General features: G+C 47.4%; 23 protein-coding genes, 1 pseudogene and 1 riboswitch. Of the genes and pseudogenes, 8 read left to right on the top strand and 16 right to left on the bottom strand.

The annotated features are described in order from the left end of the window. The first annotated feature begins 101 nt into the window (after positions 1-101). Positions 102-1,820 carry a phosphoenolpyruvate--protein phosphotransferase gene (ptsP, locus tag ACQKD4_RS03955; protein WP_074033510.1) on the top strand — a complete coding sequence of 573 codons (1,719 nt, stop codon included), beginning with the start codon at positions 102-104 and terminating at the stop codon, positions 1,818-1,820. A 50-nt stretch (positions 1,821-1,870) separates the two neighbouring features. Here ptsP and ACQKD4_RS03950 read toward each other — a convergent pair whose 3' ends face one another. The 6 genes and pseudogenes from ACQKD4_RS03950 to ACQKD4_RS03925 form a co-directional block, all read right to left on the bottom strand. Beyond that, positions 1,871-2,704, bottom strand: coding sequence for an aldo/keto reductase (locus tag ACQKD4_RS03950; RefSeq protein WP_427372528.1), 834 nt, complete (start codon positions 2,702-2,704; stop codon positions 1,871-1,873). Positions 2,705-2,831: 127 nt separating this feature from the next. Further along, positions 2,832-4,871 carry a glucose-specific PTS transporter subunit IIBC gene (ptsG, locus tag ACQKD4_RS03945; RefSeq protein ID WP_427372527.1) on the bottom strand — a complete coding sequence of 680 codons (2,040 nt, stop codon included), beginning with the start codon at positions 4,869-4,871 and terminating at the stop codon, positions 2,832-2,834. 136 nt (positions 4,872-5,007) lie between these two features. Continuing rightward, positions 5,008-6,507 (bottom strand): annotated as a pseudogene (gene ptsG / locus ACQKD4_RS03940) (glucose-specific PTS transporter subunit IIBC); the annotation flags it as partial. 221 nt (positions 6,508-6,728) lie between these two features. Continuing rightward, on the bottom strand, positions 6,729-7,574 hold the full coding sequence (gene glcT / locus ACQKD4_RS03935) for a glucose PTS transporter transcription antiterminator GlcT (protein ID WP_214746281.1): 846 nt from the start codon (positions 7,572-7,574) through the stop codon (positions 6,729-6,731). A 103-nt stretch (positions 7,575-7,677) separates the two neighbouring features. After that, the gene (locus ACQKD4_RS03930) at positions 7,678-7,995 is read right to left on the bottom strand and encodes a YuiB family protein (protein WP_012726819.1); all 318 of its coding nucleotides are present in this window, start codon (positions 7,993-7,995) and stop codon (positions 7,678-7,680) included. A gap of 127 nt (positions 7,996-8,122) precedes the next feature. Beyond that, positions 8,123-9,334: an NAD(P)/FAD-dependent oxidoreductase gene (locus tag ACQKD4_RS03925; RefSeq protein ID WP_214746276.1), complete on the bottom strand. Its 1,212-nt coding sequence runs from the start codon at positions 9,332-9,334 to the stop codon at positions 8,123-8,125. A gap of 263 nt (positions 9,335-9,597) precedes the next feature. Between ACQKD4_RS03925 and ACQKD4_RS03920 the strand changes: the two genes are divergently transcribed. Next, positions 9,598-10,575: an NAD(P)/FAD-dependent oxidoreductase gene (locus ACQKD4_RS03920; protein WP_074033516.1), complete on the top strand. Its 978-nt coding sequence runs from the start codon at positions 9,598-9,600 to the stop codon at positions 10,573-10,575. 39 nt (positions 10,576-10,614) lie between these two features. On the opposite strand, the gene ACQKD4_RS03915 is transcribed toward ACQKD4_RS03920, so the two are convergent. Further along, entirely contained in the window at positions 10,615-11,469 is an 855-nt protein-coding gene (locus ACQKD4_RS03915) for an NAD-dependent epimerase/dehydratase family protein (protein WP_214874594.1), read from the bottom strand. A gap of 112 nt (positions 11,470-11,581) precedes the next feature. Beyond that, complete coding sequence (locus ACQKD4_RS03910; protein WP_074033519.1) at positions 11,582-11,938, bottom strand: HesB/IscA family protein; 357 nt, start codon at positions 11,936-11,938, stop codon at positions 11,582-11,584. A 98-nt stretch (positions 11,939-12,036) separates the two neighbouring features. Continuing rightward, positions 12,037-12,179: riboswitch (FMN riboswitch) on the top strand. Between the two features lie 163 nt (positions 12,180-12,342). Between ACQKD4_RS03910 and ACQKD4_RS03905 the strand changes: the two genes are divergently transcribed. Together ACQKD4_RS03905 and ACQKD4_RS03900 are read left to right on the top strand one after the other, a co-directional pair. Further along, the gene (locus tag ACQKD4_RS03905; RefSeq protein ID WP_214693438.1) at positions 12,343-12,930 is read left to right on the top strand and encodes an ECF transporter S component; all 588 of its coding nucleotides are present in this window, start codon (positions 12,343-12,345) and stop codon (positions 12,928-12,930) included. Between the two features lie 70 nt (positions 12,931-13,000). After that, positions 13,001-13,573: a nucleotidyltransferase family protein gene (locus ACQKD4_RS03900; RefSeq protein WP_214874595.1), complete on the top strand. Its 573-nt coding sequence runs from the start codon at positions 13,001-13,003 to the stop codon at positions 13,571-13,573. Between the two features lie 40 nt (positions 13,574-13,613). On the opposite strand, the gene ACQKD4_RS03895 is transcribed toward ACQKD4_RS03900, so the two are convergent. Further along, on the bottom strand, positions 13,614-14,825 hold the full coding sequence (locus ACQKD4_RS03895; RefSeq protein WP_427372526.1) for a NupC/NupG family nucleoside CNT transporter: 1,212 nt from the start codon (positions 14,823-14,825) through the stop codon (positions 13,614-13,616). Positions 14,826-15,027: 202 nt separating this feature from the next. Next, a complete protein-coding gene (locus ACQKD4_RS03890) occupies positions 15,028-15,264 on the bottom strand; it encodes a YuzB family protein (protein WP_074033523.1) in 237 nt (78 codons plus the stop codon). A gap of 98 nt (positions 15,265-15,362) precedes the next feature. Between ACQKD4_RS03890 and ACQKD4_RS03885 the strand changes: the two genes are divergently transcribed. Beyond that, the gene (locus ACQKD4_RS03885) at positions 15,363-16,418 is read left to right on the top strand and encodes an NAD(P)/FAD-dependent oxidoreductase (RefSeq protein WP_427372525.1); all 1,056 of its coding nucleotides are present in this window, start codon (positions 15,363-15,365) and stop codon (positions 16,416-16,418) included. A gap of 242 nt (positions 16,419-16,660) precedes the next feature. After that, positions 16,661-18,091, top strand: a complete 1,431-nt coding sequence (locus ACQKD4_RS03880) for a S8 family serine peptidase (protein ID WP_427372524.1) — start codon at positions 16,661-16,663, stop codon at positions 18,089-18,091. A 226-nt stretch (positions 18,092-18,317) separates the two neighbouring features. Here the strand turns inward: ACQKD4_RS03880 and ACQKD4_RS03875 are convergent, their stop codons facing one another. Next, a complete protein-coding gene (locus ACQKD4_RS03875) occupies positions 18,318-18,605 on the bottom strand; it encodes a YuzD family protein (RefSeq protein WP_427372523.1) in 288 nt (95 codons plus the stop codon). Between the two features lie 128 nt (positions 18,606-18,733). Here ACQKD4_RS03875 and ACQKD4_RS03870 point away from each other — a divergent pair, with 128 nt between their 5' ends. Further along, positions 18,734-18,961: a NifU family protein gene (locus ACQKD4_RS03870; RefSeq protein WP_012726833.1), complete on the top strand. Its 228-nt coding sequence runs from the start codon at positions 18,734-18,736 to the stop codon at positions 18,959-18,961. A 19-nt stretch (positions 18,962-18,980) separates the two neighbouring features. Here ACQKD4_RS03870 and ACQKD4_RS03865 read toward each other — a convergent pair whose 3' ends face one another. Continuing rightward, positions 18,981-19,760, bottom strand: a complete 780-nt coding sequence (locus tag ACQKD4_RS03865) for a TIGR01457 family HAD-type hydrolase (protein ID WP_214693457.1) — start codon at positions 19,758-19,760, stop codon at positions 18,981-18,983. A gap of 4 nt (positions 19,761-19,764) precedes the next feature. Continuing rightward, a complete protein-coding gene (locus ACQKD4_RS03860; protein WP_427372522.1) occupies positions 19,765-20,208 on the bottom strand; it encodes a DUF86 domain-containing protein in 444 nt (147 codons plus the stop codon). A gap of 159 nt (positions 20,209-20,367) precedes the next feature. Between ACQKD4_RS03860 and glpX the strand changes: the two genes are divergently transcribed. Further along, positions 20,368-21,348, top strand: coding sequence for a class II fructose-bisphosphatase (gene glpX, locus ACQKD4_RS03855; protein ID WP_047795127.1), 981 nt, complete (start codon positions 20,368-20,370; stop codon positions 21,346-21,348). A gap of 44 nt (positions 21,349-21,392) precedes the next feature. Here glpX and ACQKD4_RS03850 read toward each other — a convergent pair whose 3' ends face one another. From ACQKD4_RS03850 to ACQKD4_RS03840, 3 genes are all read right to left on the bottom strand, one after another. Continuing rightward, positions 21,393-22,064: a DUF975 family protein gene (locus ACQKD4_RS03850; RefSeq protein ID WP_271304489.1), complete on the bottom strand. Its 672-nt coding sequence runs from the start codon at positions 22,062-22,064 to the stop codon at positions 21,393-21,395. A gap of 103 nt (positions 22,065-22,167) precedes the next feature. Beyond that, the gene (locus ACQKD4_RS03845) at positions 22,168-22,473 is read right to left on the bottom strand and encodes a hypothetical protein (protein ID WP_074033530.1); all 306 of its coding nucleotides are present in this window, start codon (positions 22,471-22,473) and stop codon (positions 22,168-22,170) included. A gap of 163 nt (positions 22,474-22,636) precedes the next feature. Beyond that, a complete protein-coding gene (locus ACQKD4_RS03840; RefSeq protein ID WP_074033531.1) occupies positions 22,637-23,005 on the bottom strand; it encodes a YutD family protein in 369 nt (122 codons plus the stop codon). Positions 23,006-23,048: the final 43 nt, after the last annotated feature.

The raw sequence follows: 23,048 nt of genomic DNA, 5'->3' as shown, positions 1-23,048 counted from the left end.
TACTTTAACTTTCTTCGTTCTCGTTAATTCTTTTTTCTTTTCGGGTATGAAGTAACGAGGCAGGAAAGTACACTATTTCTTTGAAAAGAGGGACTACGCTTATGTCACACATTAAAGGTATTGGTGCATCTGCAGGGATTGCAGTTGCAAAAGCATTCGTCATGGAGACACCTTCATTCGATATCCCAACACACAAGATTGAAGATGTCGCTGCAGAAAAGGCACGTTTCCAAGATGCAATCGCACAATCTAAAACGGAGCTTGAAGAAATCCGCGAGCACACGCTTCGTGAACTTGGTCCAGACAAAGCCGAGATTTTCTCAGCTCACCTTTTAATCGTTGAGGACCCAGAAATCGTTTCGCAAGTGAACGATAAAATTGAAAGCGAAAACATGAACGCGGCGAAAGCACTTGATGAAGTCGCACAGACAATGATCATGATTTTCGAATCGATGGACAACGAATACATGCGCGAACGTGCAGCTGACGTTCGTGACGTGACAAAACGTGTTTTGGCACACATTCTTGGGGTGACATTCGTGACACCTGCATCGATCTCAGAAGAAGTGATCATCATCGCTGAAGACTTGACGCCTTCAGACACGGCACAACTCAACCGTAAATACGTCAAAGGGTTCGCGACAAACATCGGTGGACGTACATCACACTCTGCCATCATGTCACGTTCACTCGAAATTCCAGCGGTCGTTGGTACGAAAGTGGCCCTTGAAGAAATCAAAAACGGTGACCTCGTCATCATCGACGGTACGGAAGGTGACGTGTTCGTCAACCCTTCTGAAGACCTCGTCAAAGAGTACGAAGGCAAACGTGCTGATTTCGAAGCTTACAAAGAAGAGTTGAAGCAACTCGTCAACGAAGAGTCTGTCACTGCTGACGGTCATAAAGTGAAGCTTGCAGCGAACATCGGAACGCCAAACGACTTAGAAGGCGTCTTGAAAAACGGTTCAGATGCAATCGGTCTTTACCGTACAGAGTTCTTGTACATGGACTCTGAAACATTCCCGACAGAAGAAGAGCAGTACACAGCATACAAAACGGTTCTTGAAGGTATGGAAGGCAAGCAAGTTGTCATCCGTACACTCGATATCGGTGGCGACAAAGAATTGTCTTACCTCGACCTCCCGAAAGAGATGAACCCGTTCCTCGGCTATCGTGCGATTCGCCTTTGCCTCGAGGAAACAGATTTGTTCCGCACACAACTTCGTGCCCTTCTCCGCGCATCAGCTCACGGTAACCTCGCGATCATGTTCCCAATGATTGCGACACTTGAGGAGTTCCGCGCAGCGAAAGCTATTCTTCTTGAAGAAGAAGCGAAGTTGAAAGAAGAAGGAATCGAAGTCGGTCAATACGAAACAGGGATGATGGTTGAAATTCCATCAACAGCTGTCATGGCTAAACAATTCGCAAAAGAAGTCGACTTCTTCTCAGTCGGTACAAACGACTTGATTCAATACACGATGGCGGCTGACCGCATGAACGAAAAAGTATCTTACTTGTACCAACCGTTCAACCCTGCCATCTTGAACCTTCTCCACAATGTCATCACAGAAGCACACAAAGCTGGCAAATGGGTCGGTATGTGTGGAGAGATGGCCGGAGAAGAGCTCGCGATTCCAATCCTTCTCGGTCTCGGACTCGATGAATTCTCGATGTCAGCTTCAAGCGTCCTCCGTGCACGTAGCCTCGTGAAACGCTTGACGAAGACAGAAACAGAATCGATCGTCAACGAAGTCCTCAACATGGACACAGCTGAAGAAGTCGTGAACTTCCTTAGCGAAAAGTTTGACATCAAAAAGTAACGTCAAAAGTCCTTCTCTCGAGCGAGAGAAGGACTTTTTTTACATACTATTTAAAAATCGAAGTCGTCCGGGTCTGGACCTACACGTTTATGTTGGTCGAGTGCATCAATTCGTTCCATTTGTTCTTTACTCAATTCAAAATCATGCAGGCTGAAGTTTTCTTCGATTCGATGCGATTTAACCGACTTCGGAATGATGACCCACCCTGTCTGAAGGTGCCAGCGCAATATCACTTGAGCGACAGAACGTTCCACTTCTTTCGCGATTGTAACTAACGTCGGATCTTCGAACAATCCACCTTGCATGAGCGGTGCCCAAGCGACCGATGCGATGCCATGCTCGGCCATATACGATGCTAATTCGGGTTGACGAAGCAACGGATGCCGCTCGACTTGGTTCACGGCTGGAACGAGTTCACTGTTTGCAGCCAATGTCTCAAGGTGATGAATCTGGAAGTTACTCACTCCGACCGCTCCGACACGTCCTTCGCGATACAATTGTTCAAGGGCGCGCCAAGAGTCAACGATTTTGTCTTCCACCGGCCAATGAATCAAATACAAATCCAATTGTTCTAAGCCGAGGCGTTCGAGTGAAGCTTCATACGCAGCGATAGCTGATTCATACCCTTGATCGGCATTCCAAAGTTTTGAGGTGATGAACAAATCATCCCGGGAAATATTCGCCATCTCCATTCCTTTTCGAATTCCGATTCCGACACCTTCCTCGTTCTCATAAACAGCTGCCGTATCGATGTGGCGGTATCCTTGACGAATCGCTTCCACGACGGCATCGATGACCGTATCTCCGTCCTCTACTTTAAAGACGCCAAGTCCGATGGTAGGAATGGCTTTCTGACCGTGATTCAACTCTATAGATTGTTTCATTTGTACCCCTTCTTTCGTGAGAATTCTTCTTCACTATAAAGGGGATTCTCACTTTCCGGAATAAGGCACATTGAAGTAACTATACAAAAAGAGCCGCCCCATTACTGGAGCGGCGTGTGAGAGTTGGTTATTCTGGACCTCTATCATCGGCTCTAAAGTCGAGCGCTTCTCCTGCGACGACCGTCTCACCGAACGGTACGACGACGACTTTTCCGTCTCCGTTCGTCCAAATGATCGGTGTGATGAGTGAAGGTACTTTATCTCGAATCGCATTGAGATCGACTTCGAGAAGTACGTCTCCCGCTTCGACTCGGGCACCTTCCTCTACTTTCGAAGTGAATCCTTCCCCTTTCAGATTAACCGTATCGAGACCGACATGAATCAATAGTTCGCGTCCATCGTCAGCCAAGATGCCGATTGCATGTTTCGTTGGGAAGAATGTCGTGATTTGACCTGTCACCGGCGAAACGACCTGACCTGAGCTTGGTTCGATTGCAAATCCTTCTCCCATCATGCGACCAGAGAAGACTTGATCTGGCACATCATCGAGTGATAACAATACACCCGACATTGGAGCGAGGAAGCGATGATCGGCTTGTTCAGCCGCTTCCGGTGTAATCACCGCTTTTTCAACTTTTTCTTTCGGTTTATACTCGCCACCTTCGATGATGGTCGCGATTTGTGATTTGAGCGTGTCCGACTTCGGTCCGAAGATGGCCTGAATGTTATCCCCTACTTCAAGGACACCGGCAGCACCGAGGTCTTTTAAGAGATCTTTGTCGACTTGTTTGACGTCATTCACGGTGACGCGAAGTCGCGTGATACAAGCATCCAAATGTTTAATGTTTTCAGGACCACCGAGTCCGACGAGCACTTCATATGGCAAGTCGTCCCCAATACCTGCTTTGTCCCCTTTCGCTCCGGTCTGAACGTCACGTCCAGGGATTTTCAGGTCGAATTTCGTAATGGCAAAGCGGAATCCGAAGTAATAGATGACCGCAAAGACGAGTCCGACCGGAATGACGAGCCACCAGGCGGTTCGGTTCGGCAAGACGCCGAAGAGAAGGTAGTCAATGAGACCGCCAGAGAATGTCATCCCGATCTTGACGTTCAGTAGATGCATCGTCATGAACGAAAGACCCGCAAAGACGGCGTGAATCCCGAAGAGAAGTGGTGCGACGAAGACGAATGAGAACTCGACTGGTTCTGTGATCCCTGTCAAGAATGACGTAAGGGCAGCTGAAAAATAGAGACCTTCGACGTCTTTTCGACGTTCTTTCGGAACCGTGTGGAACATGGCGAGACAGGCAGCAGGTAACCCGAACATCATGAACGGGAATTTCCCGGTCATGTACGTACCGGCTGTGAACTCGACGCCGTCACGTAGTTGTGCGAAGAAAATCCGTTGATCCCCTTGTACGAGATCACCGGCTTGGTTCGTATATTCCCCAAATTGGAACCAGAACGGAGAATACCAAATATGGTGAAGACCGAACGGAATCAAGGAACGTTCTACCAATCCAAAGATGAATGCTGATAAGGCAACGTTTGCCTCGATGACCGTACTTGAGAACGTATTGATCGCATTCCCAATCGGTGGCCATATATACGCGAGCGCAATCCCGATAATCAAACTGAATGCGGCCGTCGCAATCGGGACAAACCGCTTCCCGGCAAAGAATCCTAAGAAATCTGGCAACTTGATGTTGAAATACTTGTTGTACGCATAAGCTGCAACAAGACCTGCGATGATACCCCCGAATACCCCCATTTGGAGTGTCGGGATACCGAGAACAGACGCATACTGCGGATCGCCTTGAGCGATTTCCGCGGTAATCCCGTTCCACGTGCTAATAACTTTGTTCATGATCAAATAACCGACAATGGCTGCTAGACCAGCAACTCCATCCCCGTTCGCCAGGCCGATCGCGACCCCGACGGCAAACAGTAACCCTAAGTTCGCGAAGACGATGTCCCCGGCATCTGTCATGACTTGCCAAATCAGGACAAGTGAGTCATTCGCCAGAAACGGGAGCAATTCAACGAGGTCCGGGTTTTGGAATGCGGTACCAAACGCCAAGAGAAGACCGGCTGCCGGTAAGATCGCAACCGGAAGCATGAGTGCTTTCCCGACCCGTTGTAAAACGCCAAACACTTTCTTCCACATCATGGTTCCCTCCTTTGTCAGAATACTTACTTTTTCCCTCTAACGTTTGGATGAAACCGTTTCATATAAAAGAAAAAGACCAACCCCGAAGGATTGGTCTAGATGATGATTAGTTTGCTTTCTTTTCGTTACCTGAAGCGATAACCGCTTGAATCTCTGATTTCAATGCATCCGAACGTGGTCCGAAGATTGCTTGAATGTTGTTACCAACTTCAAGGACACCAGAAGCGCCAAGGCGTTTCAACTCATCTTTGTTTACGTTTGCTTTGTCTTTAACTTCTACACGAAGACGTGTGATACATGCATCGAGGTGCTTGATGTTTTGTGAGCCACCAAGACCGACGAGGATATCTTGTGCAAGTTCCGAACCAGTAGCTGTTGATTGTTCAACAACCTCATCTTCACGACCTGGTGTTTTAAGGTTGAACTTACGGATAACGAAGCGGAATCCGAAGTAGTAAACAACCGCGAACACGAGACCGACTGGAATGACGAGCCACCAAGCCGTACGACCTGGAAGAACTCCGAAGAGCAAGAAGTCGATCAAACCACCTGAGAACGTCATCCCGATCTTAACGTTCAAGATATGCATCGTCATGAACGAAAGACCTGCGAATACTGCGTGTACTGCGAAGAGAAGCGGTGCTACGAACAAGAATGAGAACTCGATTGGTTCTGTGATACCAGTCAAGAACGATGTAAGGGCAGCAGAAGCCAAGAGACCACCGACAACCGCTTTACGCTCAGGACGTGCTTCATGGTACATTGCGAGTGCTGCTGCAGGAAGACCGAACATCATGAACGGGAATTTACCAGTCATGAACGTACCTGCTGTCAATTCAGCACCGTCACGAATTTGTGCGAAGAAGATCGCTTGGTCACCACGAACGACGTTACCTGCTGCATCTGTGTATGAACCGAATTCAAACCAGAACGGTGAGTAGAAGATGTGGTGAAGACCGAATGGAATCAATGAACGTTCGATCAAACCGAAGACGAACGCTGCGAATGTACGGTTTTCTTCCAACATGATTTTTGAGAATGCGTTCAAACCATCTTGTACTGGTGGCCAGATCAAAAGCATGACGAAACCAGCAACGACTGCTGCAACTGCTGTTACGATTGGAACGAAACGTTTACCAGCGAAGAAACCGAGGAACTGTGGCAATTCGATATTGAAGTACTTATTATAGGCCCATGCGGCGATGAGACCCATGATGATTCCTCCGAATACCCCTGTTTGGAGTGTTGGGATACCGAGTACGTTCGCGTATGCTGGGTCACCTTGCGCTAACACTTCAGGTGTGAGTTCGAGCCAAACACCCATCACTTTGTTCATGATCAAGAATCCAACGATTGCTGCAAGTCCGGCTACCCCGTCACCTGCTAAACCGATGGCAACACCGACTGCGAACAAGAGCGCCAAGTTCGAGAAGATGATTCCACCTGCTTGCTCCATCAATTGAGCGAATTTCACGATACCGTCGTTTGTTAACCAATCGGCGCGTGATGTAAGTTGTGGGTTTTGCATTGCGTTACCGAATGCAAGAAGAAGACCGGCTGCCGGCAAGATCGCAACAGGAAGCATAAGTGCTTTACCGACTTTTTGAAGAACACCAAAGATCTGCTTAAACATCAACATTTCCTCCTTTTTTTAAATACGTATAAACAATATGATAGCGGTGTAGATGTCAGACAACCGACGTATCTAAACGTTTTCATAAATCACGTTTATAAAAACAGAAAAGGCATGAATAAGGATAGAACGTGGACCTCTCCCAACGGAGAAATCACATAACGTTCCACTCCTTACTCATGCCTGATCGAATCAGTAACACGTAAGACACGTGGTATCATTTATCTACTTGTTAGGCGCTGGAGATGCATCGTCAAATATGTCGCTTCACCTCGTGGGACGGGACGCTTTAATTCGCGTTCCATGATGCCCATCAGCTCCCAAGCAGTACTATAGCATAGCGGATATTCGTCGCGCAACACCTTTTCAATTTTTTGTGGTGCCTCGACCATCTCACCCGTCGCAACCCGCTCAACGGCGTACCTTAAGTGCCGAAGTAAGCGCTTATAATCGAGTGAAGTTCGGTCCAATTTTACGTTCAAACGACTCTCAATCGTCTGGACGATTTGGCCGATGATTTGGTTATGACGATTTACTTCCAGGACATTTTTGAACGTCGTCGCTGAGTGAATGTGGAGGGCAATGAATCCAGTCTCCGCATCCGGTAGGAGTACGTTCAATCGTTCGTGAAACATATCGACAATTCGTTCCGCGAGCGCAAATTCGTTTGGATAAAGTGATTCCGTCTCAAGTAAAAACGGATTCGTCACTTCCATCCCTTGCTCGATTCGTTTCATCGTGAAGAACAAATGGTCGGTCAAGCCGATATGAATGTGCTCATCGACTTTTTTACCCGTACTCGTCTCGATGAAGCCGACGATCTCTTGCATGAACGCAATAAAATCCTCATCGACATGTTTGACGAGCTCTTGATACTGCGACTGTTCTTCTTTATCTGTCAGTTGATACACTTTCTCCGGGACGCTGGCCGGGTCGACGAGGTCGCCTGGTTTTTTACCAAAGCCAATTCCCTTCCCGAGTAGAATGACTTCCGGATCCGTATCATGTTGACAAATGACAACGCTATTATTCAACACTTTTTTGATCGTATACATCGGTAATGTCATTCGCATCGCATCCCTTACTAAAATCGTTTCGCTATCTAGTATATCGGTTCATGCCCTAAAAAAGTAGGGACAAAACAAAAAAGGCGAACATTTCTGTCGCCATTTAAAACATTGAATAACCGCTCTTTCGTAAGAAACGAATCGTCACACCAGCCAAGATTGCTCCGAGCAACCCGAAACCGAGCATGAACAAATCGAGAAGTTGCAATCCGACGAGACCTTCATAGATCCCCGTGAGTGCAGTTGACGTCTCGGTCACGTAACTTGAAAGTTTGACATTATCAATCATCATGATGACAAAAATCGGATAAATGAACACGAGTGTCCATGTCTTTTTAAGTAACATATTCAAGATGAAGCCGATACTGAAAAAAATCGTCATATATAAGACGGCCCCAATGACTGCTTGGATAATATGCATGTGATGTCCCCCTTGTCCGCTCTCCATTATACAAAATTTCAACCGACGTGGTCAAAGAACTTCCTATGACAATTTCGAAAGAAAACAGCTCGTTCTGAATCAGAACGAGCCGTACGTTAATCGAAAATTAGAACTTTCCTTTTTTGAGGACGAGTCCGTATTTTTTCAATTCGATGAAGTGTTTGTTGTCGATGACTTTCTTCATGAATGAAGCGTTGCGACCGAAGATTTTTTTGCCCATGACGATTCCGATTCCATCGTTATGACCGAGCGAAGCGACTGTTCCTTTGCTCTCGTAAGTGAACTTCGAAGTCGATTTGCCATTGATAAGTGCTGCGATGTTTTTCGCAACGTTGTGCGCTTGTTGTGTTGCGATTTGTGCCGTCGGTGGGTATGGACGGTTCGAAGCAGGGTCCATGACTGCCGAGCAGTCACCGATGATGAAGACGTTGTCGTGACCTGGTGCACGGTTATCCGCTTCCACCATGACACGGTTACGAACCGCTTCAAATCCTGATTTTTCAATAATCGGGCTACCACTTACGCCACCTGTCCAGATAATCGTGTTGGCGTGGATCGTTTCCGTCGTGTCACCTTGAAGTGGACCAAACGTAACGACACCTGGCTCAACACCTTTGATTCCGTTACCGAGTTTCATCTCGACACCGTTACGCTCCAACCATTTCTGTGCGTACGTTGTGAGTTCAGGGTCGAAACCTGGAAGAACCGTTGGCGCTGCTTCAATGTTGACGATGCGAACAGCTTCGCGTGGAACGTCATATTGTTTGCAAAGCTCTGGGATTCGGTTGACGATTTCACCGAGGAATTCGATTCCTGTGAATCCAGCACCACCGACAACGATCGTTACGAACGAGCTATCAGAAGAACCGTTTGTTTTATATTGAGCGAATGAGTACTCGATGTGCTCTTTAATTTTACGAACGCTGTTCAATGAGCTGATTGTCATGGCGTTTTCTTTCAAGCCTGGGATACCGAATGTTTCCGGTACACCGCCGAGACCGATGACAACGTAGTCGTATTCGACGACGGAACCATCTTCAAGCGTAACTTGTTTCGCAGCAGTATCGACGCGATCGACGATCCCTTTGACAAGTTTCACACGTGATGGGTTCACAATATCGTTAATGTAAATGCGTGCTTGGTCTGGGTTCATCGTTCCAGCAGCTGGTTCGTGAAGCCAAGTCGTTTGGTAGTGATAATCATGCTTGTTGATGAGCGTGATATTCGCGTCACCTGCAGCGAGTGTCTTTTGAAGGTTGACGGCTGTGATGAGTCCGCCAAAGCCCGCGCCAAGAATAACAATGTTAGGTCGTTTCATGTTCATTTCCACCTTGTTTAAAGTTTTGTTTTTTTGAACAACTATGTTGTGTGTTTCTTCACATAGATGTTCACAATAAAGCCCATTCTTGTTCAACATCTGTTCACAATTGCTTCTGTTTCATTGTACGCTCTTTAATTTGAATTCTCAATGGAAAAGCTTATCTTCTTGAATTTTTTTTGAAAGTGTTGCATGTTTGTACTGAATGGATTTAATTCAATAAACTCTCTATAATAAATGTATACGCTTTGAGGAGGAATTCGATGAAGACGACGAAAGATGTAATCATCATCGGTGGAGGTCCGGTTGGACTGTTCACCGCATTTTATGCAGGCATGCGCCAACTCGATACGACGTTGATTGAAAGTTTACCGCAACTCGGCGGTCAATTGTCAACGCTCTATCCTGAAAAATATATTTATGACATCGCTGGCTTCCCGAAAGTGAAAGCACAGGATTTGATCGATCAATTAAAAGCACAGGCTGATCAATTCGAGCAAGACTACCGCCTTGGCGAAACGGTCGAAACGGTGGAACGTCTCGAGGACGGCACGTTCGTTTTGACGACGAATAAAGAAGAGTACCATACGAAAGCGGTCATTATCACTGCCGGAAACGGTGCCTTTTCGGCTCGTCCACTCGGTCTTGACGGTTGCGAAGATTACGCAAACCTTCATTACTTTGTCGATAACATGGAGAAATTCCGTGATCGCCGCGTCATGATTGCCGGTGGTGGCGACTCTGCTGTCGACTGGGCACTCATGCTCGAAGGCATCGCAAAAGAAGTACACATCGTTCACCGCCGTGACCGTTTCCGCGCTCACGAACATACGGTCGAACAAATGAAGGCATCGACGATTAATGTCCTTACGCCGTACAACATCGAGTCACTCTCAGGTGAGACACACATCGAATCTGTTGAATTGACGGATAAAGACGGCGAGTCAAAAATCGTTGAGATTGATGATTTGATTTGTAACTATGGATTCGTGTCATCTCTTGGTCCAATCAAGAATTGGGGAATGGAATTTGAGAAGAACACAATCCGTGTCGACTCACGCATGGAAACAACAGTTGCCGGGATCTTCGCTTGCGGTGATATCGCCACATATGAAGGAAAAGTGAAGCTGATCGCAACAGGTTTCGGTGAAGCACCGATTGCCATCAACCAAGTGAAGCAACTTGTGGATCCGACTGCCCGTCATCCGCAACACTCGACATCTGTATTTGCCGGGAAATAATGATCAATCCTCTGTGGACTGTGTCCACAGAGGATTTTTTCATTTCCGCATCGTTTGAATGATGACCCGGTCAATCCAGTCATCGAGTTGCGTGAACACGAAGCCCGCCTTTTTCGCTTCAGCAATCGACATGTAATAGTCGACGTCCGAATCATATGGGGACGACTCCCCATCTTTTATGATATGGACAGGTTTTCCGACATGTTGCCCGATTCGTTCCATTAAAGCACCCATGGAGATGAGACCGTCACTCGCAGCGTTGAAGGGTCCAGTCACGTTCGCACGTCCCACCCATTCTAAAAATGCTGCTGCTTCCGCGCTCGAGATGAAGCCCATTTTCGCTTCTGGACGATGCAACACAATCGGTTCCTCGTTGCGAATCGCGTCCACATAAAATTTGAGTCGATCTGTATAATCATCTGGTCCGAGGACAATCGGTAAGCGTACGGTCGCAACTGGGAACGAAGCCCGGTGGAAGAAGAACGACTCTGCCTCTCGCTTCCCTTGTCCGTAGTCATGCTCGGCTTCTAGATGATATTCATAATGGAGCGGATTAAAGTCACTCTCTTTTAAATCAGGTCCCGGCGCGTATACCGACATTGTAGACGTCAGGACATACTTTCCGACTTTGTCCATGAACGCATCCGAGGCGATTTTTGCCTGATACGGGGTAAAGCAAATATTGTCGTAGACGAGGTCATAGCGTTCTCGTGCCAAGTCTTTCATCGTCGCGACCGATTGTCGGTCTCCTTTAATGGACCGTATCCCTTCGGCTTCTGGTACTTGTAGTTGGCCTCTTGTCACAATCGTCACATCGTCCCCCGCCTCCGCGAGTCGCAAGGCAAGTCGTTTCCCGAAATAGCGCGATCCTCCAAAAATCAATACTTTCCTCATCACCCTAGCCCCCTTCAATACGATTCTCTTCCCTACATTCCCTTTCCCCGACGTTCCGTAACTGGTCGAATCGCACAAAAAAAAGACTATGGCGCTCCATAGTCTAAAATAATTAACATTCTCCTGGTGTCCCAGCGTTCGTTGCCGTACGGAAACTTGAACCGCAGCCACACGTGGCGATGGCATTCGGGTTTTTAATCGTAAATCCTCCACCGAGCATCGATTGCTTGTAGTCAATCTCGAGCCCATCGACGACCCCGTGATCGACTTCCGCAACGATGACGCGGACGCCGTGATGGTCGAATTGAATATCTTTATCCGTCTTTTCCTCATCAAAGCCCATTCCATATGAAAGTCCTGTACATCCGCCACCTTGGACCTTCACTCGCAAATATTGTGCATCCGGGCGTTCGGTCTGTTTCATCATCTCTTGTACTTGAAGTGCTGCTGATTCTGTCAAATGAATCATCTGAACTCCTCCTCATTTTATCTTCAATTCAAGTCAATTGACTTGTAGTTTTGTGCATTATCTTGTATAACTAAACTGTAACAAAAAAAATTAAATCGTTCCATCTTCGGGGCAGGGTGAAATTCCCGACCGGCGGTATTGAAGAATTTATTCTTCTCAGCCCGTGAGCGAGCAAGGCGTTGCTTGCTGATTTCGTGAGATTCGAAAGCCGACAGTACAGTCTGGATGGGAGAAGATGGCGGCATCCGACCGATATCCGGATGTTTTCTTTGACGTGGACATTTCCACCTCGGAAAACATCTATTTCGTATGCGCGTAAACTCTCCCGATTGTCTTTATTGCAATCGGGTTTTTATATGCGACGGATGCCATTCATCGAGGAGCGACCTAAAGGAGAGATTCTGATGAAAACTACGCGCAACAAACGATTGACAACTATGGTGACTTTGGCGATGCTCGGGACGATTTCGTTCGTACTCATGCTATTCAACTTCCCGCTCCCATTTTTACCGCCATTCCTCAAAGTGGATTTCAGTGACATTCCTGCACTCATTGCTGGGATCGTCTTTTCTCCACTCGCAGGTGTCGTGGTCGTCGGATTGAAAAACGTCTTGTACTATGTCTTTAACGGTGGCGGTGTCCCGGTCGGAGAGGTCGCAAACTTCTTCGCAGGTGTCGCATTCATGTACCCGGTTGCATGGTTCTACCACAAACGGAAGACGAACAAAGCACTCGCTTCTGGACTACTCGCCGGTACAATCACGATGGCACTCAGCCTCGCCATTTTAAACTATCTCGTCATCTTGCCAGCCTATGCCTTCTTCTTCGGAATGGCAGACATGGCCGACCCGGCCGTGAAGACGGACCTCGTCCTTTACGGGATCTTACCGTTCAACTTGATTAAAGCGATCTTGATCAGCGCACTCTTCGTTCCACTCTTCTTGAAATTGAAGCCGTGGATCGAACGTCAGCGCGTACAACTTCAAGCATAATCGATATACGAGCATCTAGGCGTTGCCTAGGTGCTTTTTTCAATCTGATTGATCAGGAGGAGTTTGATTGATGAAACACGAGCAGGATTTGATTGATTTCTTACAACAAGATGCAGAACTTATGAACCTTCTTCGCACCGTTGCTACCCTTCATCTGCCCGACTGGTGGATTTGCGCGGGCTATATTCGCGCAAAAATATGGGACCATCTTCATGGATACGATGCACCGACCCAAACGGACGACGTCGATGTGATTTATTTCGACCCTACTCAGTCAGAAGAATCCATCGAAAAAGAATTAGAACAGGTGTTGAATCAACTCGACCCGAGCGTACCTTGGTCTGTAAAAAACCAAGCGAGGATGCATCATGTGAACCATTTGCCACCATATACGTCATCGGTCGATGCGCTAGCGCACTTCCCCGAGACGGTGACCGCAATCGGGGTACGTCTCAATGTAGACGGTGAGCTCATTCTCTCAGCACCCTATGGCGTTCAAGACCTTCTCACACTACAAGCTAGACCTACACCATATTTTGAAACAAGCACCTCAAAACATCCAATCTACTTGAAACGAATGGCTCAAAAAAATTGGCCAGCTCAATGGCCGAACGTCAAATTGTATACATCATCCCTACACTAAAAAACGCGACCACCGAAGTGATCGCGTTTTCTTATACTAATTAGAGAAGAAGTCCAGCCAATGTAGCTGACATCAAGTTTGCAAGCGTACCTGCGAGAATTGCGAGGACACCCATACGCGCGATGTCACCACGACGGTTTGGTGCCATACCACCAAGACCACCGAGAAGGATCGCGAGTGATGAAATGTTGGCGAAACCACAAAGTGCGAATGCAATCATTGCTTCTGTACGAGCTGACAAATCACCAGAACCGATGATTGGTGCAAACTCAGAGAAGGCAACGAATTCGTTCAAGACTAGTTTTTGACCGAGGAAGCTACCAAATTGTACTGCATCTGCCCACGGAACACCGATAACGAATGCAAGTGGCGCGAACACATAACCAAGAATCAATTCGAGTGACAAGCTATCAAATCCGAAGAGTCCGCCTACTGAACCGAGGATCAAGTTGACGAGCGCAATCAATGAAACGAACGCGAGAAGCATTGCACCGACGTTCAAAGCAAGGAAGAGACCGTCAGAAGCACCACGTGCCGCTGCATCGACGAAGTTCGCCGCTCTGTCTTCTTCTTCCTCTACAATCTCGATGTCATCATCGTATTCTTCTGTTTCTGGAACGATGATTTTCGCGAACAAGAGACCAGCCGGCGCTGCCATGAAGCTCGCTGCGAGCAAGTACTCGAGTGGTACACCGAGTGCTGCGTATCCAGCAAGTACAGAACCGGCAACTGATGCGAGACCACCGACCATAACTGCGAAGAGTTCAGACTGTGTCATCGTAGGAAGGTAAGGCTTGATGACAAGCGGTGCTTCCGTTTGACCGACGAAGATGTTTGCTGTTGCTGAAAGTGACTCTTTACGTGACGTTCCTAACGCTTTTGCGAGTGCCGTACCGAGGATACGGATGACCCACTGCATGACGCCAAGGTAGTAGAGTAACGCGATTAATGATGACATGAAAACGATAATCGGAAGAACTTGGAATGCGAAGACGAAGTTATCGCCGCCGACCGCAGTTCCGAATACGAACGCGATCCCGTCATTTGCCGTGTTCAAGATTGCTTGAACCCCGCTCGAGATCCATTCAAGTGCTGCACGTCCCCAAGACGTGTACAGAACAAGGAATGCAAACGCGAATTGAACAGCGAACGCTGCCAAGACCGTGCGCCATTTGATGGCTTTACGGTTGGTAGAGAAGATGTAAGCGATTGCAATTAGTGCCAAAATACCAACCACACTCATGATTTTCATTGATGTTGTGCTCCTTTCATATTAAACAAAGCTATTATATGTGTCATACCCGAAAAGAGATGTGCCCTACCGTTTGAAACGCTTTCTTTTTCTCGTTGTTAAACGTCAGACAACCTACATTCGAACCTCTTAGAATATAACATCCCTCTTTTTAAAATGCAACGGGTGAAATAAAAAAGTTTGAGGTCATCCCTCAAACTTTTCACCATGCCATCTCTTCAATTTTTTCATACACCTTCGTCACCAACTCATCCGGCGTTTCACCGGTCACAACTTCCCCGTCGACGAGGCAAAAAAGGTCGAGGGAACAGACGCCACAGTAGCCTGTACAGCCGTATTCGACCACATCAAGATCAGGGTCAGACTCTAATTTCGCTCGGGCTACTTGTGAGCCCATCGCTAAATTCGAGGCGCAAAATTCGATGATTGGATTCATCATATATGTCACCGTCTTTCTTTACGTGAATTATCGGAAAATGGTTCTTCTACGGCAGATTATAACATGATACAGTTGAAGAGTAACAAAGGGGGATTATTATGCGCAAATTAGTCGTCTTAGGGGGCGGTTACGGGGGTATGCGTGTCATCGAAAGAGTTCTTGGACATCAGTTGAAGGACGTATCGGTCACGCTCGTCGATCGCTTACCTTATCATGGATTAAAAACAGAGTATTATGCGCTCGCTGCAGGAACGGTCTCGGACCGCGATATTCGCATCGATTTTCCGGAAGAAATTGACTACATATACGGACAGGTCACGGATATCGATACGGAAGACAAGATGGTTCTTCTCGCGAGTGGAGAAAAAGTACCTTATGATGACCTCGTCATCGGATTAGGCTGTGAAGACAAGTATCACAACGTCCAGGGGGCAGCAGAGTTCACGTACAGTATTCAAACACTTGAAGAATCACGAAAAACACAGCAAGCGATCAACGGGTTACGGCCCGGATCGGTCGTCTCGGTCGTTGGAGCCGGATTATCCGGCGTCGAACTCGCAAGCGAACTACGCGAGAGTCGTCCTGATTTGACGGTTCGATTGTTTGACCGTGGACCTTCCGTATTATCATTCTTATCCAATCGTGTCTCCATGTATGTGCAATCTTGGTTCGAAGAGCACGGAGTCGAAGTCATCAACAACGCCAATATTACGCGCGTCGATGCCGATGGATTATGGAACCATGAAGATTTGTTCCCTTCCGACTTGACCGTATGGACAGCCGGTATTCAACCGGTCGCTGTCGTACGCAATCAAGGATGGGAGCTTGATGGAGGCGGACGTGTCAAACTGACAGAGCATCATTTCGTCCCTGGCCAACCAGACGTATTCGTCGTCGGAGATAACGCGAGCTTGCCGTACGCACCTTCTGGACAACTCGCCGAAGCTCAGGCCGAACAAATCGTTCAAGTGCTCCTCTGTAAATGGAAAGGCCTTGCCTATCCAGAGTTACCAGACATCAAATTGAAAGGGACGCTCGGTTCCCTTGGGAAGAAAGCAGGCTTTGGAGTGTTCATGGGGAAACAATCACTCACCGGCAAAGTCGCCCGCTTGTTGAAGTCCGGCATTCTTTGGAAACATAAAGTCATCAAGTAAACAATTGCGAATGGACCTGACGGGTCGATTCGCTTTTTTCATGCATCGCATCACCGATTTTCTGTTACCGTTACGTCCTCTTGAGTCAAAAGTCTTGTATCTGAATCCCCTGTATCCTTATCTAAATATTCAGATTTTTAATGCCATCGACATATTCTATCTGTTGGAAATACTTGTTACTCTATGAACACGGCAGTACGACATCCTGTCATCTTGCCTACTACCTTAAAGGAGGAAACAAGTTGAAAAAAATCTGTAGCACCGTCCTTGCATCATTGCTCGTCTTATCAACCGTCCCAGGAGGCGCGGAAGCCGCCCCGAACAAGGAGAAAGAACGCGTCCTCGTCGTCTTCAAAGAATCGGCAAAGAAAATTCCGCTCTCGATTGAAGGCATGGAAGTTAAACAACAGTATTCGAATATTCCTGCAGCAGCACTTGAAGTTCCGAAAGCTGCCTTGAACGGACTGAAGAATAACCCGCATGTCGCACACGTGGAAGTCGATCAAACGGTACATATCGAGAACCAAAGCCAGGATTGGGGAATCCCTAAACTTCAAGCTCCTTCCGCTTGGCAAAGTGGGTTCACCGGGAAAGGTGTCAAAGTATCCGTCGTCGATACGGGTATCTCCGCTCATCCTGACTTAACGATTGCTGGTGGTGCCTCGTTTAGTACGGTCACGAGTTCTTACGCCGATGATAACGGTCACGGTACGCACGTCGCCGGGATTATCGGAGCCCGTAACAACAGCATTGGTACGGTCGGAATCGCTCACGAGGCAAGCATCTATGCCGTCAAAGCACTTGAGGCGAACGGTAGTGGTAGTCTATCAAGCATCATCGCCGGCATTGACTGGTCGATCACAAATGACATGGACATCATCAACTTGAGTCTTGGGACGACAAGCCCTTCGACGACACTCCAACAAGTCGTGGATCGTGCGAATAACGCAGGTATCCTCGTCGTTGCGGCAGCCGGAAACAACGGACGTACCGATGGGTCAGGCGATCTCGTCAACTACCCAGCACGTTACAGTTCGGCAATCGCCGTCGCTGCGACGGATATCAACAACAACCGTGCCTCGTTCTCAGCGACAGGTGGCACAGTCGAAGTCGCGGCACCTGGTGTCAGCATCAATTCAACCCTCTCAAATGGCGGCTACGGTCAAATGAGTGGGACATCGATGGCGACGCCTTACGTTGCAGGTAACCTTGCGCTCATGAAGCAAGCCTTCCCAACGTTATCGAGCACGCAACTCCGTACGAAATTATCGCAAGATTCGATTGACCTCGGTACGGCAGGTCGTGACACTTGGTTCGGAAATGGACTCGTCCAAGCCCCTACTTCTGGTGGTACGACACAACCGGTGCAAGCACTCACGACGACAGTATCGACTTCGAAGACATACTACTACGCGGGTGAAGTCGTCTCGATTTCTTCAACAGTTCGTAATTCGAATGGCCAAGCGGTCGCGAACGCCGATGTCCGTGTGACGGTCACACAACCGAACGGCGCGACGCTCGTCGGTACAGGCAAGACGAATGCTTCAGGAGCGATCACGTTCACACTCTCTACGAACTCTTGGTCACAGCGCGGTACGTATCAAGTGAAGTCTGACGCGACGCTTACAGGTTACACGGCTGGTTCAGCGACGTCTTCGTTCCAACTTCTTTAACCGAAAAAAATCGAGCGCTTCGCTCGACTTCACTGATTGACGAACCACGTCGCATCATACGACCTGGTTCGTCTTTTTTTGATTCCAATTCATCAGGTAAAGTGTTCAACAAGTACTCTAGTTTTGTAAAACTGATAAAACAAATCCTCATATTTCGTTTTCGGAAGAATAGGTAAACAAATAACGAACCTTGCATTCGCATGGTCCGTCTGTCGTCAATACTCATTTATGATTGCTTCGCTTCGATCGCCGCATATACTTTTCTTAACTGAACGACGCCTTCATCAATTACTTCCCCGTCTAACAAGACGAGCGGATAGAACCATTCGTCTTCTTTAAGTGCCTGTGAAAACTCGTCTTCACTCTGTTCGAAGTCGATATATTCGAACGAAAAGGATTGCTCTGGATACTTTCGTCCGAGTGCACTTTGCAACCATTCATACGTCTCGGTCGAACTCGGTGCACCGACACAACTCGCACATTGAACTTCAGCCCCATATACCGTAATTTTCATCTTCATTCCCCCTCAAAACCATTATACAAAATCCTTCCCTTACTCGATGATGAAACGCTCAGCGTAAATGATTGAGAAACACTCTCAAACTTGCTAGAATAAAGTAGAACGAGAAAGGGGTAGATACCATGGAAATGTTTGATCAAGTCCAAGAAGTGCTCGATAAATTGCGTCCGTTCTTGCTTCGTGACGGCGGAGACGTCGAACTCGTAGATGTCGAAGAAGGCATCGTCAAGCTCCGTTTGATGGGTGCTTGCGGCAGCTGCCCGTCTTCAACAATCACGCTAAAAGCCGGTATTGAGCGTGCGCTCATCGAAGAAGTACCAGGCATCGTCGAAGTAGAGCAAGTATTCTAAGCAAAAAGGGAGACATTCGTCATCCCTTTTTTTCATGCTTCCATTCATCTAAGCTCTCGACCATATAGGTCGGGAGTTTTTCTTGTTCTTGGATAAATGCCGGTCCATGTACACCTGAATTCACATGGAGTGTACGAATGCCACCATTGATTCCAAATAAAATATCTGTGTGATAGTTATCCCCTACCATGACGACATCTTCTTTATTCAACCCAATCATGTCGAGTGCGATGTCAATCATGACCGGTTCCGGCTTTCCGATGAAGAAAGGATCTTTCTCCGTCGTCACGGTCAACACGGACGTGAGTGATCCATTCCCCGGTAAAAATCCACGTTCGGTCGGAATGGCGATATCCCCATTCGTCGAGATGAATCGAGCCCCCGAGCGGATGGCGATTGCGCCTCGCGCCAACTTCTCATACGTGATGTGTCGGTCGAGTCCGATGACCACGTAGTCCGCCTTCGGTTCGTCTGTGACATGAAAACCACGAGACTCTAAAGCGAGACGGAGTCCGTCTTCCCCAATCATATAGACGGTTGCTCCTGGCGACATCTTCTCAATATAAAAAGCCGTCGCCATCGCGCTCGTCAAGACGTTCTCCGCCTTCACGTTTGCGCCCATCGCAATCAATTTATCCGCGATCTGTTGTTGTGTCATCGAAGCGTTGTTCGTGACGAACAAATACGGGACGCCCGTCGCTTCTAATTCGTTGACGAAATCAACCGCTGCCTGAACGGGTTCTGTACCGGCATACATCGTGCCGTCTAAATCAAACAAATATCCTTTAATCGGTTCCATCCAATCACTCGCTTTCTGGTAAGAATGCGGACACTGGTCCAAGCTCGACTTCTAAGTAGTGGCGAACTTGTGTGGAGAATGCCGTGAAGTCTTGTTTTGACGTCTTCACCCACTCATCAAATTTTGATGCGTCGGCGTGCACAAACTCACGAACGTAATAGGCACGTAATCCGACGAGCGCTTTCGTCGCGTTCGCCGTCGTCTCATCGAGTACGCGCTCATCCAGTAAGATGTCGACAATGTCTTCATAACTGCCCGGATCTCGCATAATGAACCCGTCAATCATCGAGTTCCCAACATCGATAACACCTTCCATAAGAAGGACGGCCATTCGCTGTTTCGCAAGTTCCACCGTGAACGCATCCCCCGTCAATTGATCGGTGTGCGCTAACATCGTCTCCATTTGTTCCAGTGTCTGATTAATCTTCTCTCTATTCACAAAATACATGATGATCCCCCCCTGCTGTTAATACTAATGCTTTTTCGGTCAGGAGAAAAGAATCTGTCCTATTTACATCATTTATAACATTGTGATACACTAATCAACGGATTTAAGCCGTAAAAAGTATAACACATTGAATAGAGATAACGTGGAGGGTACAACACTATGGAACGTGAATTAGCATTAGAAATCGTACGGGCAACAGAAGCAGCAGCACTCGCATCATCCAAATGGATTGGACGCGGTCAAAAGAACGAGGCCGATGATGCGGCAACTTCAGCGATGCGAGAAGTTCTCGGAACGGTCAACATGGATGCGACAGTTGTCATCGGAGAAGGTGAACTCGATGAGGCCCCAATGCTCTACATCGGGGAAAAACTCGGAACGACATTCGGTCCGAAAGTTGACATCGCTGTCGATCCACTCGAAGGAACATCCATTGTCGCAAAAGGCCTTGGAGATGCGATGGTCGTCATCGCCGTTGCTGATGAAGGTGCCCTCCTCCACGCACCCGATATGTACATGGACAAGCTTGTCGTCGGTCCAAACTTAAAAGGGAAAGTCTCCCTCGACGAACCGCTCGAGTCAATCATTGAAAAAGCTGCGAAATATAATAACAAGCGCATCGAAGAAGTAACGGTCATCATGCAAGACCGTGACCGCCACGAACACCTTCGTCAAGCCGTCATGAATGTCGGCGCACGCGTCAAGTTATTCGAAGATGGCGATGTGTCTGCCGGAATCGCCGCTGCCGTCAAATCGAACCCGATCGATATTTTCATCAGTACAGGTGGAGCTCCTGAAGGAGTCATCACAGCCGCTGCTGTCAAAGCGCTCGGTGGAGACATGCAGGCCCGTCTACATCCGATGAACGAAGAGGAATCAGCTCGCGTCATCTCAATGGGAATTGAAGATCCACTTCAACTTCTTACGCTCGATGACCTCGTCAAGAGCGACGACTGCATCTTTGCTGCGACAGGTGTCACGTCAGGTGAGTTGCTCGATGGCGTCAAGTTCTTGACGGATGATATCGTCGAGACGACGTCACTCGTCATGCGCTCGAAGACACGCACGATTCGTAAAGTCGTGGCTGAACATCACTTGTCATTGAAGCCATACTTACAAAAAACTGAAGTCAACGCCTAAAAAAAAACGCCTTGCTCAATAAAATGAGCGAGGCGTTTTGTTGATTAGAATCCTTGTTCCGTTCCGTGTACCGGCTCTTCCGAACCAACTTGATTGTCGCGAATCGAGTCATAGAACGTCGCATACGTTGTCGAGAAATAAGGTCCGATAAAGAAGAACCCAATCCCGAGCGTCAAAATCCCGACGAGGAACCATCCGAAGAACGACAAGAAGAGCATGAATGCTTCCATCTTGTGCCCGTCCATGAGACGACGCGATTCCGTGATCGATTCAAGTGCCGAAAGCTCAGGCTGATCGCGTAAGATATACGGCGTAAGCGAGTACGAGAATCCTTTGATGATTCCAGGTACAATCAATAACAGTGTCCATAATACGATAAAGAGGCTCATCACAAATGAAGTGATGACATGTTTCACATAACGTGTTTGGAACGGTTTGAACATTGTCGAGAGTGACGCGCCATTTCCGCGCGATACGTTAAGCGCGAGCCATGACCAACCGATGGCAAGTGGCGCAATCAAGATTTGAAGAATTGTCGACACGAAACTTAACGTGGCGTCTGTCGATGTGAACGCTTCTGGTGAGTTGGGATCCATTTCAGGAGCGAACCACTGTGGAATCCCGTTGACGATGACAAACAAAAGCGCCAATCCGGCCATGAGCCACCATTTTCCTTTCAGCGCTTGTCGTGCATGTTGTTTCCATTCAGATCTCATTGTAACCCATCCTTTTTTATAGTCTTCTCTACAGTGTACGTGAAAAGGTTGAAGGACGTTTCAAAAAAACATAAAAAAAGGGAAAGGATTTTTTCCTTTCCGCTTAACGAATCATTACGTTACCTAAAAAGAACTGAGACATCGATAAGATCAACAAGAGCACTCCGAGCGAAAATGCAAGGTGAGACGTAACTTTGAAGACGCGACTCCGTAAAAAAGAGTGGCTGTATTCAAAGCGACGGACGATCAACACATGAATGAGTTCAAAAAGAATGACTGCCGCCGTAAAATAGAAGGTCATCATGATGTGAAAGCCAAAAAAGAACATGGCCAGTATCCCTAGTCCGAGATTATGAATTCGATTATGGACGTCATCCCGATCCCCGACGGTCGTTTGTACATGTTGCATCCAATCACCTCACTCTAAAAACCAAAACTACGTAGCTATCCTTAATGACAATTTATCACATTTTTCCAACCCTTAAACTCGAAGTCATGACTTTTTACCTAAACGAAATATTTGGAAATTAACTGTAATATAGAAATATAAAAAGTGCTGATTGCTCAGCACTTTACGCATTTGTCTCTTCAGTCTTGTTGAACTTCCGCTTCAACTTCAGTTTCTGCTTCGTTCCACCAAAGACAGGACCACTCTCTTCTTCGTTAATGTCCGTCTCTTTCTTCAGAACGAAATAAGGACATCCGAAATTGCAATACTCGTATACATAGTCCATCACGTGATCAATCCGGTTCTCATACGTCGCTAACTTTGATTGTGGTTCATAGAACCCTTTCAAACGTAGCTGCCCGTGTCCCCAGTCGCCGACAATATAGTCGTATTTATCAAGCACGTCACTATACCTTGCGATAAACGCTTCTTCATCAAATCCGTCGCGCTTCTCTTCTAAAACGGTATATCCGTGGCGATTCACTCGAATCATCGCTCCCACCTCCACTCTACTATCATAGCATGTCCCGCTATGA

Source organism: Exiguobacterium sp. NPDC077395 (genome assembly GCF_050269125.1).
Lineage (GTDB): Bacteria > Bacillota > Bacilli > Exiguobacteriales > Exiguobacteriaceae > Exiguobacterium > Exiguobacterium aestuarii_A.
Note: the sequence above shows the minus strand (reverse complement) of the source record. Positions and strands in the feature narration are given on the sequence as shown.